Annotated in this window: 13 protein-coding genes; 11 read left to right on the forward strand and 2 right to left on the reverse strand. The window is 56.4% G+C overall.

Going from position 1 to position 12327, the window contains the following annotated elements:
• Positions 1-26 precede the first annotated feature (26 nt).
• From rpe to ACE38U_RS20345, 11 genes are all read left to right on the forward strand, one after another.
• Entirely contained in the window at positions 27-704 is a 678-nt protein-coding gene (gene rpe / locus ACE38U_RS20295; protein WP_039288419.1) for a ribulose-phosphate 3-epimerase, read from the forward strand.
• On the forward strand, positions 697-1410 hold the full coding sequence (locus ACE38U_RS20300) for a phosphoglycolate phosphatase (protein WP_038478097.1): 714 nt from the start codon (positions 697-699) through the stop codon (positions 1408-1410). Before rpe ends, ACE38U_RS20300 begins: the two co-directional genes overlap by 8 nt.
• Positions 1403-2407 (forward strand): tryptophan--tRNA ligase, encoded by a 1005-nt coding sequence (trpS, locus tag ACE38U_RS20305; RefSeq protein ID WP_038478100.1) that lies wholly within the window; start codon positions 1403-1405, stop codon positions 2405-2407. The genes ACE38U_RS20300 and trpS overlap by 8 nt, the downstream gene beginning before the upstream one ends.
• A 136-nt stretch (positions 2408-2543) precedes the next feature.
• Positions 2544-3449, forward strand: a complete 906-nt coding sequence (yhfZ, locus tag ACE38U_RS20310) for a GntR family transcriptional regulator YhfZ (protein ID WP_038478103.1) — start codon at positions 2544-2546, stop codon at positions 3447-3449.
• Between the two features lie 14 nt (positions 3450-3463).
• Positions 3464-3820, forward strand: coding sequence for a hypothetical protein (locus tag ACE38U_RS20315; protein ID WP_038478105.1), 357 nt, complete (start codon positions 3464-3466; stop codon positions 3818-3820).
• Between the two features lie 89 nt (positions 3821-3909).
• Positions 3910-5082, forward strand: coding sequence for a YhfX family PLP-dependent enzyme (locus ACE38U_RS20320; protein WP_375530434.1), 1173 nt, complete (start codon positions 3910-3912; stop codon positions 5080-5082).
• Entirely contained in the window at positions 5075-6319 is a 1245-nt protein-coding gene (locus ACE38U_RS20325; protein ID WP_375530435.1) for a phosphopentomutase, read from the forward strand. The genes ACE38U_RS20320 and ACE38U_RS20325 overlap by 8 nt, the downstream gene beginning before the upstream one ends.
• Positions 6306-7196 carry a phosphotriesterase-related protein gene (locus tag ACE38U_RS20330; protein ID WP_176982007.1) on the forward strand — a complete coding sequence of 297 codons (891 nt, stop codon included), beginning with the start codon at positions 6306-6308 and terminating at the stop codon, positions 7194-7196. The genes ACE38U_RS20325 and ACE38U_RS20330 overlap by 14 nt, the downstream gene beginning before the upstream one ends.
• A gap of 9 nt (positions 7197-7205) precedes the next feature.
• Positions 7206-7559 (forward strand): DUF2620 domain-containing protein, encoded by a 354-nt coding sequence (locus ACE38U_RS20335; protein WP_038478118.1) that lies wholly within the window; start codon positions 7206-7208, stop codon positions 7557-7559.
• A gap of 10 nt (positions 7560-7569) precedes the next feature.
• Positions 7570-8874, forward strand: a complete 1305-nt coding sequence (locus ACE38U_RS20340; protein WP_176982008.1) for a YhfT family protein — start codon at positions 7570-7572, stop codon at positions 8872-8874.
• Positions 8875-8884: 10 nt separating this feature from the next.
• Positions 8885-9976: an aminotransferase class V-fold PLP-dependent enzyme gene (locus ACE38U_RS20345; protein WP_176982009.1), complete on the forward strand. Its 1092-nt coding sequence runs from the start codon at positions 8885-8887 to the stop codon at positions 9974-9976.
• A 27-nt stretch (positions 9977-10003) separates the two neighbouring features.
• Here the strand turns inward: ACE38U_RS20345 and cysG are convergent, their stop codons facing one another.
• Together cysG and nirC are read right to left on the reverse strand one after the other, a co-directional pair.
• Positions 10004-11377 (reverse strand): siroheme synthase CysG, encoded by a 1374-nt coding sequence (cysG, locus tag ACE38U_RS20350; RefSeq protein ID WP_375530436.1) that lies wholly within the window; start codon positions 11375-11377, stop codon positions 10004-10006.
• A 13-nt stretch (positions 11378-11390) separates the two neighbouring features.
• A complete protein-coding gene (gene nirC / locus ACE38U_RS20355; RefSeq protein ID WP_038478129.1) occupies positions 11391-12197 on the reverse strand; it encodes a nitrite transporter NirC in 807 nt (268 codons plus the stop codon).
• Between the last annotated feature and the right edge of the window lie 130 nt (positions 12198-12327).

The following is a 12327-nucleotide window of genomic DNA, read 5'->3' on the forward strand; positions in this document are numbered from 1 at the left end:
AAGATGAATGACTCCTGGAGAAGCGGATGAAACAGTATTTGATTGCCCCCTCAATCCTCTCTGCCGACTTCGCCCGACTGGGCGAGGATACGGCTAAAGCGCTGGCCGCAGGTGGTGACGTCGTCCATTTTGACGTCATGGATAACCACTATGTCCCTAACCTGACGATGGGGCCAATGGTGCTTAAGGCACTGCGCGATTACGGCATCACCGCGCCTATTGATGTCCATCTGATGGTGAAGCCGGTTGACCGTATCATTCCTGACTTCGCCGCTGCGGGCGCCAGCATCATTACTTTCCACCCGGAAGCTTCTGAACATGTCGATCGCTCCCTGCAGCTTATCAAAGAGCACGGCTGCAAAGCGGGTCTGGTGCTGAACCCGGCGACCTCCCTTTCCTGGCTGGATCACGTTATGGATAAGCTGGATGTGATTTTGCTGATGTCCGTCAACCCAGGGTTTGGCGGCCAGTCGTTCATTCCCCACACGCTTGAAAAGCTGCGCCAGGTTCGTGAGCGTATTGATGCATCCGGCTATGATATCCGCCTTGAAGTGGACGGCGGCGTTAAAGCCGACAATATTGCGGAAATCGCCGCTGCGGGCGCAGATATGTTCGTCGCAGGTTCCGCCATTTTCGGCCAGCCTGATTATAAAGCGGTGGTTGACCGCATGCGTTCTGAACTGGCTAAGGTAAGTCATGGATAAGTTTCAAAAAATTCGAGGTGTTGCCTTCGATCTTGACGGCACGCTCATCGACACGGCGCTTGGCCTGAGCCAGGCTGTCGATCTCGCCCTGTACGCGCTTGAACTGCCTGTGGCGGGTGAAGAACGCGTAGTGACCTGGATTGGTAACGGCGCGGATATCATGATGCAGCGGGCGCTTAAGTGGTCGCTGAAAGATAAAGAGCCCGATCTCGCTCAGCTGAATATGGCGCGCAAACTGTTCGATCGCTACTACGCGGAAACGGTTGAAGAAGGGAGCTTTCTGTTCCCGGGCGTGGCCGCAACGCTTGCTGCTCTGAAAGAGAAAGGCCTGCCGCTCGCCGTGGTCACCAACAAACCCACGCCTTTTGTCACGCCGCTGCTGGAAGATCTGGGCATTGCCCAATATTTCCAGACCATCATCGGCGGTGACGATGTGAAAGAGAAAAAGCCGCACCCGGAAGCACTGTACAAAGTTATGGAAACCCTGGGCCTGGCGGCGGACGAGCTGCTTTTTGTTGGCGACTCCCGCAATGATATTCAGGCCGCACAGGCGGCCGGCTGCCCAAGCGTCGGCCTGACCTGGGGTTATAACTATGGCGAAGCGATCGGGCTGAGCAACCCGGACGTTGTGTTCGATCGTTTCGAAGACTTATTGCCCGCTTTCGGGCTACCACCTTTAGCAAATCAGGAAGCAGAAAATGAGTAAGCCCATCGTATTTAGCGGCGCGCAGCCGTCAGGCGAATTAACCATTGGCAACTACATGGGTGCGCTGCGTCAGTGGGTAAACATGCAGGATGATTATCACTGTATTTACTGCATCGTTGATCAGCATGCGATTACCGTTCGTCAGGACCCGACCGCGCTGCGTAAAGCGACGCTGGACACCCTGGCGCTGTATCTGGCCTGCGGCATTGACCCGAAAAAGAGCACCATTTTCGTTCAGTCCCACGTGCCTGAGCACGCGCAGCTGAGCTGGGTGCTGAACTGCTACACCTATTTCGGCGAGCTGAGCCGTATGACTCAGTTCAAGGACAAGTCCGCCCGCTACGAAGAAAACATCAACGCCGGTTTGTTCGACTATCCGGTGCTGATGGCGGCAGACATTCTGCTGTATCAGACCAATCAGGTCCCGGTGGGTGAAGACCAGAAGCAGCACCTGGAGCTGAGCCGCGACATTGCAGGCCGCTTTAACGCGCTGTACGGCGACATCTTCAAAGTGCCTGAGCCGTTTATTCCTAAGTCCGGCGCCCGCGTGATGTCCCTGCTTGAGCCGACGAAAAAGATGTCTAAGTCTGACGATAACCGCAATAACGTTATCGGCCTGCTGGAAGACCCGAAATCCGTAGTGAAGAAAATCAAACGCGCGGTGACCGACTCCGAAGAGCCGCCTGTCGTGCGTTACGATGTGAAAGAGAAGGCCGGGGTATCTAACCTGCTGGATATTCTTTCCGGCGTTACAGGCAAAGCGATTCCTGAGCTTGAAGCCAGCTTTGAAGGCAAAATGTATGGTCACCTGAAAGGCGAAGTGGCGGAAGCCGTGTCCGGTATGCTGACCGAGCTTCAGGAGCGCTATCACCGTTACCGCAACGATGAAGCTTTCCTGCAGCAGGTGATGAAAGAGGGCTCAGAAAAAGCGCGAGCTCGCGCCGGTGAGACGCTGAAAAAGGTGTATGAAGCGATCGGTTTTGTCGCTCACCCATAATTTTTCCCTATGAATAACCCGCCGCCTGGCGGGTTATTTCTTTTTTGTGACCCCATTCTCCTTTTGTCATTTTCCCCTTTGCCATCTATATTCAATTTTATGAAGATATATTCATTCAATAAATTGAAGATAACAGATGAGCCGCAGCTTTATTAAAAAAGAGGGCGTAGCCCAATCCAGTCTGGCCCGTTATTTACTGGGTGAGAAATGTGGTAACAGACTGAAAACCATCGATGAGTTAGCCGGTGAGTGCGGTTTTTCCGTAGGCCTGACGCAGGCGGCCTTGAAGACGCTGGAGAAGGCTGGCGCCGTGAGCGTTGAGCGCCGCGGCCGCAACGGCAGCTACCTGTTGAGCATGGATAACAAAGCCCTATTGGCGTTCGCGGATATCGGCAATGTAGTGTGTGCTATGCCGCTGCCGTACACCCGGCTTTATGAAGGGCTTGCCAGCGGCTTAAAGGCGCAGTTTGACGGGATTCCGTTTTACTACGCCCACATGCGAGGGTCTGATGCTCGCGTGGAATGTTTGCTGAATGGGGTTTATGACCTTGCCGTGGTCTCCAGGCTGGCGGCGGACAGCTACCTCAGCAATCCGGGCATTTTTACCGCCCTGGCGCTGGGACCGCATACCTACGTCGGCGAGCATAAGCTGATTTGCCGCGCCGGGCAGCAGGAGAGTATCCGCCGTATCGGCATTGACCCACGTTCTGCGGATCAGCGCATCATGACGGATGTCTACTTTGCCGGCCAGGATGTGGAAATACTCGACGTGTCGTACCACGAGTGCCTGAACCGCATTGCGAAAGGCAATATTGATGCGGTGATTTGGAACGTCAGCAACGAGGCCGATCTGACGGCGCTGGGGCTGACGGCGCTGCCGCTCAGCGGCGATAAATGTTTCCTGGCGGCGTCGGAAGCAGTGGTGCTGACGCGAAGCGAAGATATCCCTATCCAGCAGCTGTTGAGAACGGTGGTGGATAAAAATGAACTGCTGGCGCATCAGCAAAGCGTGCTGAGCGGCGAACAGGAACCAAGCTATTGACAGAGGTAATCAGTATGGAAGACCGGCTCAACCTGCTGTGTGAGGCAGGCGTCATCGACCGGGATATTTGCGATGGCATGAAGGCTGTGGTGACGCAGCTGGAAACCCGCTGGGCTATCCCGCTGCAGAACGACCAGGGCGCGATGGCTATTACCCACATGGCTAATGCGCTGATGCGCAGTCGGCGAGGTGAGGAAGTCGGCCCGCTGGATGACGAGCTGCTGGCGGAGATTAAAACCGACAGCGTGTTTGGCGAAGTGGAGCAGGCGCATTATTCGCTGCTGGCTCCGTTCAACGTCAAGCTGCATCCGAACGAAGAAGGTTATCTGCTCGCTAACCTGTTCGGCCTGTGGCTGATTCATAAGAGCTAACGGATTTACTGACAGCGGTTTTTCTCAATCTAAATATTCAAAAAAATGATTATTTAGGCTGGTTTATTTATCAGGTCGCGAGGCAAGGCATGTTTATTGAGGCACTCAAGGCACAGAATCCGGCGTTGATTGATGCGGCCAGAACCCTCTGGCGGCAGGGCGCGGTGCTGCCCGATACCTGGATTATCGATGTCGATCAGGTTCTGGAAAACGGCCGGAAACTGCTCGCGGCCGCGCAGAAACACGGCATCACGCTCTACTTTATGACCAAGCAGCTGGGGCGCAATCCGTGGCTTGCCAACAAACTGGTTGAGCTGGGCTTTAAAGGGGCGGTTGCCGTCGATTTTAAAGAGGCCAGAACGCTGCGTGCTGCAAATGTTCCCGTATCACATGTCGGCCACCTGGTGCAGGTTCCGGTCGCGCAGGTAGAAGAGAGCGTGAGCGGGGCGACGGAAATCATCACGCTGTTTTCGCTGGAGAAAGCTCGTGAAGTCTCGGATGCCGCGCTGGCCAGCGGGCGTGTTCAGGCCGTCATGCTGAAAGTGTTTGCCGAGTACGACCGCCTTTATCCGGGCCAGGAAGCCGGTTTCCCGCTTAACGAGCTGGATGACGTCGTGCGCGAGATCCGGTCGATGACGGGGATTCGGCTGACCGGCCTGACGCATTTCCCCTGCCTGCTTTGGAACGAAGAGCAGCAGCAAACGCAGCCGACCCGCAACCTGATGACGCTGCTGAAAGCGCGTGACCTGCTGCAGGACCAGGGCATTGAGATTGAGCAAATTAATGCCCCATCGGCCTCCAGTTGCAACACGTTACCCATTCTTGCCGAACACGGCGTGACCCACGCGGAACCCGGCCATGCGCTGACCGGCACTATCCCGGCAAACCAGCACGGTGACCAGCCGGAAGCCATTGCCATGCTCTACCTGACGGAAATCTCCCATCAGTTCCAGGGCAAAAGCTACTGCTTCGGTGGCGGATATTATCGTCGTGGCCATGCGCAGAATGCGCTGGTGTTTGACGCCGCCGGTCAATCGGAGTCTGCCCGGCTGCTGCCGCCAGACATCACCAGCATTGATTATCACCTTGCGCTGGAAGGCCGCTATCCCGTTGGTAGCCCGGTGGTGATGTGCTTCCGCACGCAGGTTTTTGTTACCCGCAGCGACGTGGCGCTGGTGTCCGGCATTCAAAGCGGGAATCCGCTACTTGAAGCGCTGTACGACAGCCTTGGTCACCCTATATCGAGAGGTCAGCATGAGTAAGTTTTTGGTGCTGGTGATAGACAGCTTCGGCGTGGGAGCGATGGACGATGTGCCGGCGGTTAGGCCGCAGGATATCGGGGCGAATACCTGCGGGCATATCTTGCAGCATTTTCCTGAACTGCGCTTACCCACGCTTGAGAAGCTGGGGCTGATTAACGCGCTGGGCTTTGCCGCCAACGTTATGCAGGGGAACGTCGATGCCGTCTATGGAACCGCGGCGTTGCAGCATGAAGGCGGCGACACTTTTATGGGCCATCAGGAAATTCTGGGCACAAAGCCACAAACTCCATTACGTATGCCGTTTTCCGACGTTATCGATGACGTTGAGCGAGCGTTAGTGAGTGCGGGCTGGGAGGTTGAACGCAAGGGCGGCGAGCTGCAATTCCTGTGGGTGAACCAGGCTGTTGCCGTTGGCGATAATCTTGAGGCCGATCTCGGGCAGGTGTTTAACATCAGCGCCAATCTCAGCGCGATACCGTTTGAGCAGGTACGCGCCATTGGCGAAGTGGTACGGCGCTGCGTGAAGGTCGGGCGGGTGATTGCTTTTGGTGGCCTGCTTGAGAGCAGCGAACAGTTGATCGACGCCGCTGAAGAAAAACAGGGCCTTTATGTCGGCATTAATGCGCCGCGTTCCGGGGTATATAAAAGTGGGTTTCAGGTCGTGCACATGGGCTATGGCGTGGACGCTAGCGTCCAGGCTCCGCAGCAGCTGCATCAGGTCGGGGTTAAAACCGTGCTGGTGGGAAAGGTGGCCGACATCGCGATTAACCCACACGGCATCAGCTACCAGAATCTGGTCGACTCCCAGAGCATCCTCGATATCACCCGGGATGAGCTGAATAAACCCGGCCGCGCGTTTATCTGTACCAACATTCAGGAAACTGACCTGGCGGGCCATGCGGAAGACGTTGCGCGCTACGCCGAGCGACTTGAGCTGGTAGATAAAAACCTGGCTTTGCTGATGGCGGATATGCAGGCGGGAGACTGCCTGGTGGTGATGGCCGACCACGGTAACGATCCGACTATCGGCCACAGCAAGCACACGCGTGAAAACGTCCCTTTGCTGGTGTGGCAGCCCGGCATAACAGGCGCTTATCTGGGCGCACGCGCTACGCTTTCTGATGTAGGCGCAACGGTTTGTGACTTTTTCCGGGCAGCTGCGCCGCAGAACGGTACTTCGTTCCTGCCGCTGCTGAATGTCTCTTCTGCACGTGGAGTGAATCATGACAGGGCATAAGCATATCGATCCATCGGGCTATACCTATGCCCATGAGCATCTTCATATCGATCTTTCCAGCTTCAAGGACAACATCGATTGCCGTCTGGATCAGTACGAGCTGATTTGCGGTGAGATGACGTCACTCTATGAGCAGGGCGTACGCAATATCATAGAAATGACCAACCGCTATATGGGGCGTAACCCTCAGTTTATGCTGGATATCATGCGTGATACCGGTATGAACGTGATGGCCTGTACCGGTTATTATCAGCACGATTTCTTCCCGCCGCACGTGGCGACCACGCCGGTGAAAGTGCTGGCGCAGGAGATGATCGATGAAATTGAAATCGGCATCGACGGCACGGCGTTAAAAGCCGGGATTATCGCGGAGATTGGCTCCAGCGTGGATGTGATTACGCCGGTAGAAGCCCGGGTATTTCAGGCGGCGGCCATCGCCCATCATGAGACCGGTCGGCCTATTTCGACCCATACCTCATTCAGCACCATGGGCCTTGAGCAACTGGCGCTCCTGAAGTCCTGGTGCGTGGATCTTTCCCGCGTCACCATCGGCCACTGTGACCTGAAAGATAACCTCGAAAACATCCTGCGGATGATTGACCTGGGCGCCTACGTTCAGTTCGATACCATCGGCAAAAACAGCTATTACCCGGACGAAAAACGCATTGCGATGCTGAGTGCGCTCAAAGAACGCGGCCTGCTCGACCACGTCATGCTGTCGATGGATATTACTCGCCGCTCTCATTTAAAAGCGAACGGCGGGCCTGGTTTTGATTATTTACTTACCACGTTTGTGCCGATGCTGCTGGAGGCCGGTTTCAGCCAGGCAGACATCGATTTGATGTTACGTGACAACCCCTCTGTCTTCTATAAGTAAGGATTTTCCATGAAAAAGATCGGTGTCGCTGGCTTACAGCGCGAACTTATCAAACAAACCATCGAAACCGCCGCACCCGGCAGCTTCGAAGTGTTTATCTATAACGACATGGACGCCGCGCTGAAGGTGAAATCCGGGCAGCTTGATTACTACATTGGGGCCTGTAATACCGGGGCAGGTGCGGCGCTGTCTATCGCCATCGCGGTGATCGGCTACAACCGCAGCTGCACCATCGCCAAGCCCGGTATCAAAGCCAAAGAGGAGCAAATTGCCCGCCTGGTCTCAGAAGGCAAGGTGGCGTTTGGGCTCTCCGTGGAGCATATCGAGCATGCCATCCCGCTGCTGGTTAACCATTTAAAATAAAGGCATCCGTATGGAATTTTACCTTCACCTTGTTGTTGTTGCCTTGCTTACCGGGATGACGGCTTTACTGGCGCACCGCTCAGCGGCGGTGTTTCATGACGGGATCCGACCGATTCTGCCGCAGCTTATCGAAGGCAATATGAATCGCCGCGAGGCGGGCAGTATCGCCTTTGGCCTGAGCATCGGCTTTGTGGCCTCGGTTGGGATCTCTTTTACCCTGAAGACCGGGCTGCTTAACAGCTGGCTGCTGTTCTTGCCGACCGACATCCTCGGCGTGCTGGCGGCGAACAGCGTGCTGGCCTTTGGGCTTGGCGCCGTCTGGGGCGTTCTGATCCTCACCTGCCTGGTGCCGGTGAATCACCTGCTGACCGCGCTGCCGGTAGACGTTCTCGGCTCGCTGGGCGAACTGAGTTCTCCGGTGGTTTCAGCCTTTGCGCTGTTCCCGCTGGTGGCGATTTTCTACCAGTTTGGCTGGAAGAACAGCCTGTTCGCGGCGGTGGTTGTGCTGCTAACCCGCGTGCTGGTGGTGCGTTTCTTCCCGCAGCTGAACCCTGAGTCCATCGAGATTTTCGTCGGTATGGTTATGCTGCTGGCGATTGCGATTTTTCAGGATCTGCGCGCTCGCGATAAGCATGAGCACGATGCTCACGGGCAGTCGGTGTTTGAGGAGCGTACCTCGAGGATCATTAAAAATCTGCCTTATATCGCCATCGTTGGTGGCCTGATCGCCACCGTTGCCAGCATGAAGCTCTTTGCAGGTAGCGAGGTGTCTATCTTTACGCTGGAAAAAGCCTACAAGATTGGCCTCGATCCAACCCAGTCCCAGAGTCTGATAGATCAGGCCGCGCTGGCCGAGTTTATGCGTGGCCTGGGCTTTGTGCCGATGATTGCCACGACGGCGCTGGCGACCGGGGTTTATGCCGTGGCGGGGTTCACCTTTGTTTTTGCCGTAGGCTATCTGATTGCTAACCCGCTGCTCGCTTTTGTGGTCGGGGCGCTGGTGATTTCTGCCGAAGTCCTGCTGCTTCGTTCCATCGGGAAATGGCTGGGGCGTTATCCTTCGGTACGCAACGCCTCGGACAACATCCGTAACGCGATGAACATGCTGATGGAGATGGCGCTGCTGATTGGCTCTATCTTTGCCGCCATCAAGATGGCGGGCTATACCGGCTTCACCATCGCAACGGCGCTGTATTTCCTGAACGAATCGCTGGGCCGCCCGGTGCAGAAAATGGCCGCGCCGGTTGTGGCGGTGATGATAACCGGCATTGTGCTGAATATTCTCTTCTTCTGCGGCCTGTTTATCCCGGCCTAAGGGAGGTTGTGTGGAAAGCTCGCCGTTGCAAAGCCTGAACCTGGCTCAGGCGCAGCAAAAGCAGTTTCGGCTGGTGGATATTATCTGCCGGCATTTTCCCGGCGCTGATTTTCTCAGCCAGGGCGATGTTGGCCTGGTACATGGTCTTAATCAGCCAAAAACCACGCAGCGGGTTGAGTGGGTTCTGGCCGACTTTTTCTCTGCGCCAGCCGCCGCGCTGGTGCAGGGGGCCGGCACAGGGGCTATCCGCAGCGGGCTGGCGGCCTTGTTAAAGGCGGGCGATAAGCTGCTGATTCATCAGGCACCTCTGTACCCTACCACGGCAGTTATTGCCGAACAGATGGGGCTTGATCTAATCAGGGCCGATTTTAATAAACCTGGTGAAGTGGATACCGCTATCGCCACGCATCGTCCGGCTGCGGCTTTGATTCAGCACACCCGCCAGACGCTGGATGATGCCTATCGGCTCGCAGATGTCATTGCCTGCTTTAACCGCCATGGTTTGCCGTCGCTGGCTGATGATAACTATGCGGTGATGAAGGTCGATAAAATCGGCTGCCAATGTGGGGCGACGCTGTCGACCTTCTCCTGCTTTAAGCTGTTTGGCCCTGCTGGCGTGGGCGTGGTTGTCGGCGATAAAGCGGCGGTTCAGGCCGTGCGTCAGAGTATGTATTCCGGCGGTAGCCAGGTTCAGGGCTTCCAGGCCATGGAGGTACTGCGCGGTCTGGTCTTCGCCCCGGTGATGCATGCCGTTCAGGCGCAGGTTAACGACGACCTGGTTGAGCTTCTTTCGCAGGGGGCTGTTCCCCAGGTTAAAAATGCGTTTATCGCCAACGCGCAGTCAAAGGTCCTGCTGGTCGAGTTTCATCGGCCGATTGCCGAAAAGGTGCTGGCCGCCGCGCAGAAGCTGGGGGCTTTGCCTTATCCGGTGGGCGCAGAATCGAAGTATGAAATCCCGCCGCTCTTTTATCGGCTATCCGGGACGTTCAGGCAGGCTGAACCGGGTCTTGAGAAGCGGATGATCCGCATCAACCCGAACCGCAGCGGCGCAGAAACCGTGCTGAGAATTTTGCGGGAAAGCTGTGCTGAGGCAGAAAAGTAAAAGGGAGGCTTTGGGCCTCCCTTTCAATTAGTGATTTGAGAACCAGTTGAGCTTGTCTCGAAGGCCAACCACGCGCCCAACAATAATCAATGCCGGGCTGCCGACCTGCGTGGCTAACTCGCCTAATTGATGCAGGGTGCCGTCCACGACCCGCTGATTAACCGCCGTGCCGTTTTCCACCAGCGCCACCGGCATCGTCTCTTCCATGCCGTGCGCGATCAGCTGCTGCTGAATAGCAGAGGCCTGGTTAAGCCCCATGTAGAACACCAGCGTCTGTTTTTCTGCCGCCAGGTTAGCCCAGTCGAGCTCACCGCCGGTTTTCAAATGGCCGGTGACCAGGCGAACGCTTTGCGCGTAGTCCCGGTGCGTGAGCGGAATGCCTGAGTAGGCGGAACAGCCGGAAGCAGCGGTAATTCCCGGCACGACGGAGAACGGGATCCCGCCGTTGCACAAGGTTTCAAGCTCTTCACCGCCGCGGCCGAAGATAAACGGATCGCCGCCTTTCAGGCGCACGACGCGTTTGCCCTTTTGCGCTTCACGCAGCAGGATTTGGTTAATCTCTTCCTGCGGCACGCAGTGGTAGCCCGCGCGTTTGCCGACGAATACGCGGTCGGCATCACGACGGACCAGATTCATGATGTCGTCCGACACCAGGCGGTCGTAAACCACCACGTCAGCCTGCTGAATCTGCTGCAGGCCTTTTAGCGTCAACAAACCTGCATCGCCTGGGCCTGCACCAACCAGCACAACTTCGCCGCGGTGATCGAGCGGGGCGGAGAACAGGGATTCCGTCTCTTTTTCAACGGCAAGCTGGTCTTCATTGGCCAGATACTGCGCCAGACGGTCGTTGGTGAAGAACTTTTCCCAGAAGCGGCGACGCTCGCCCATGGTGGCAAAAGTTTGCTTCACGCGGCCACGCAGCGTGCCCGCAAAGGCGGCGATTTTACCCAGATGCAGCGGCAGGCTGGCTTCCAGCTTTTCGCGCAGCAGTCGGGCAAGAACAGGGGATGTGCCGCCGGAGGAAACGGCGACCATCAGCGGGGAGCGGTCGATAATCGACGGCATAATGAAGCTCGCCTGCTTCGGCGCATCGACCACGTTGCAGAATATACGGCGGGACTCGGCGGCATCGCTAACCTGCTGATTGACCTCATCATCGTCGGTGGCGGCAATCGCCAGCCAGCTTTCGTCCAGCAGCGTTTCTGAGAACGTGCCTTCTGCCAGGGTCAGCATATTTTGCTCAGCCCACACCTTAAACTGCGGGCTGAACTCGAGGGCGTTAACGGTGATGCGCGCACCTGCCTCCAGCAATAAACGCGCTTTGCGTTCAGCGACGTCGCCCCCGCCTACCAGCAGGCAGGCGCGGCCACGTAACTGACAAAATATCGGCAGGTGATCCACGGTAAATCCTCAATTAATTTCGGGCTGTTTCCGGTGCACCTGCGGCGGCAGGCTGCGGACGTTCGGCTTTCGGCGTAGCATACCAATAACCCAGACCCATGAATACCACGCCAGAAAGGGTATTCCCCAGCGTGACCCACAGCAGATTATGGCCGATACCGGACAGCGTATAAGCCTCGCTGTGGTGACCAAACCAGGAGAGGGCAAACAGCGTCATGTTGGCGATGGAGTGCTCGTAGCCGGAGGCGATAAACGCCAGCAGGCACCACCAGATAGCGATGAATTTCGCTGCGCCTTCGGTACGAATTGCCATCCAGATTGCCAGACAAACCAGCCAGTTACACAGCGCGCCCTTAAAGAACAGCACCATCGCCGGCGCGGTGGTTTTTGCCAGCGCCACGGCGTGCACAATGCTGGTGTCTACCGGCAGCAGGCTGCCGCCGCCCCAGCTATACAGCAGTGCAACAAACACTGAACCTACCAGATTGCCAAGCCAGGTCTGCGGCAGAATCGCCCACATTTGGCCGTGAGAGATGGTGCCGGCTTTCACGCCGAAGGTCAGGAACATGGTGTGGCCGGTAAACAGCTCGGAACCGGCAATAATCACCAGCGTCAGGGCGATGCCGAAGGTTGCCCCCATGACCAGCGGGCGAATGGACGGATCGAGCAAATTACCGAGGGTGAAAATCAGGATGATGCCAAGGCCAACGTAGGCGCCCGCCATGGCAGAACTTACCCAGAAGCCCAGAGGATTCGTCTGCGAGAGACGGTTAATACGCGCGGCATTCGCCGCACACTTATTGATGGTATCGGTGAACATTTTTGTTATCCCAATGAAGTTAAAAATAAAAATTTAAAAAAAGAATCTAATTTTTACCCTCACCCTAACCCCTTCCCTGAGGGAGAGGGGATCGCCGGGGAAGCCTTGGTGACTTTCTCCCTCTCCTTAA

The sequence above is a fragment of the Cedecea selenatireducens genome (assembly GCF_042138895.1).
GTDB lineage: Bacteria > Pseudomonadota > Gammaproteobacteria > Enterobacterales > Enterobacteriaceae > Cedecea > Cedecea selenatireducens.

What these genes read in the sequence shown, in the direction of transcription:
- rpe (WP_039288419.1), top strand. Translation starts at nt 27, where the DNA reads ATGAAACAGTATTTGATTGCCCCCTCAATCCTCTCTGCCGACTTCGCC.
- trpS (WP_038478100.1), top strand. Translation starts at nt 1,403, where the DNA reads ATGAGTAAGCCCATCGTATTTAGCGGCGCGCAGCCGTCAGGCGAATTA.
- yhfZ (WP_038478103.1), top strand. Translation starts at nt 2,544, where the DNA reads ATGAGCCGCAGCTTTATTAAAAAAGAGGGCGTAGCCCAATCCAGTCTG.
- ACE38U_RS20320 (WP_375530434.1), top strand. Translation starts at nt 3,910, where the DNA reads ATGTTTATTGAGGCACTCAAGGCACAGAATCCGGCGTTGATTGATGCG.
- ACE38U_RS20335 (WP_038478118.1), top strand. Translation starts at nt 7,206, where the DNA reads ATGAAAAAGATCGGTGTCGCTGGCTTACAGCGCGAACTTATCAAACAA.
- nirC (WP_038478129.1), bottom strand. Translation starts at nt 12,197, where the DNA reads ATGTTCACCGATACCATCAATAAGTGTGCGGCGAATGCCGCGCGTATT.
- ACE38U_RS20315 (WP_038478105.1), top strand. Translation starts at nt 3,464, where the DNA reads ATGGAAGACCGGCTCAACCTGCTGTGTGAGGCAGGCGTCATCGACCGG.
- ACE38U_RS20325 (WP_375530435.1), top strand. Translation starts at nt 5,075, where the DNA reads ATGAGTAAGTTTTTGGTGCTGGTGATAGACAGCTTCGGCGTGGGAGCG.
- ACE38U_RS20330 (WP_176982007.1), top strand. Translation starts at nt 6,306, where the DNA reads ATGACAGGGCATAAGCATATCGATCCATCGGGCTATACCTATGCCCAT.
- ACE38U_RS20340 (WP_176982008.1), top strand. Translation starts at nt 7,570, where the DNA reads ATGGAATTTTACCTTCACCTTGTTGTTGTTGCCTTGCTTACCGGGATG.
- ACE38U_RS20300 (WP_038478097.1), top strand. Translation starts at nt 697, where the DNA reads ATGGATAAGTTTCAAAAAATTCGAGGTGTTGCCTTCGATCTTGACGGC.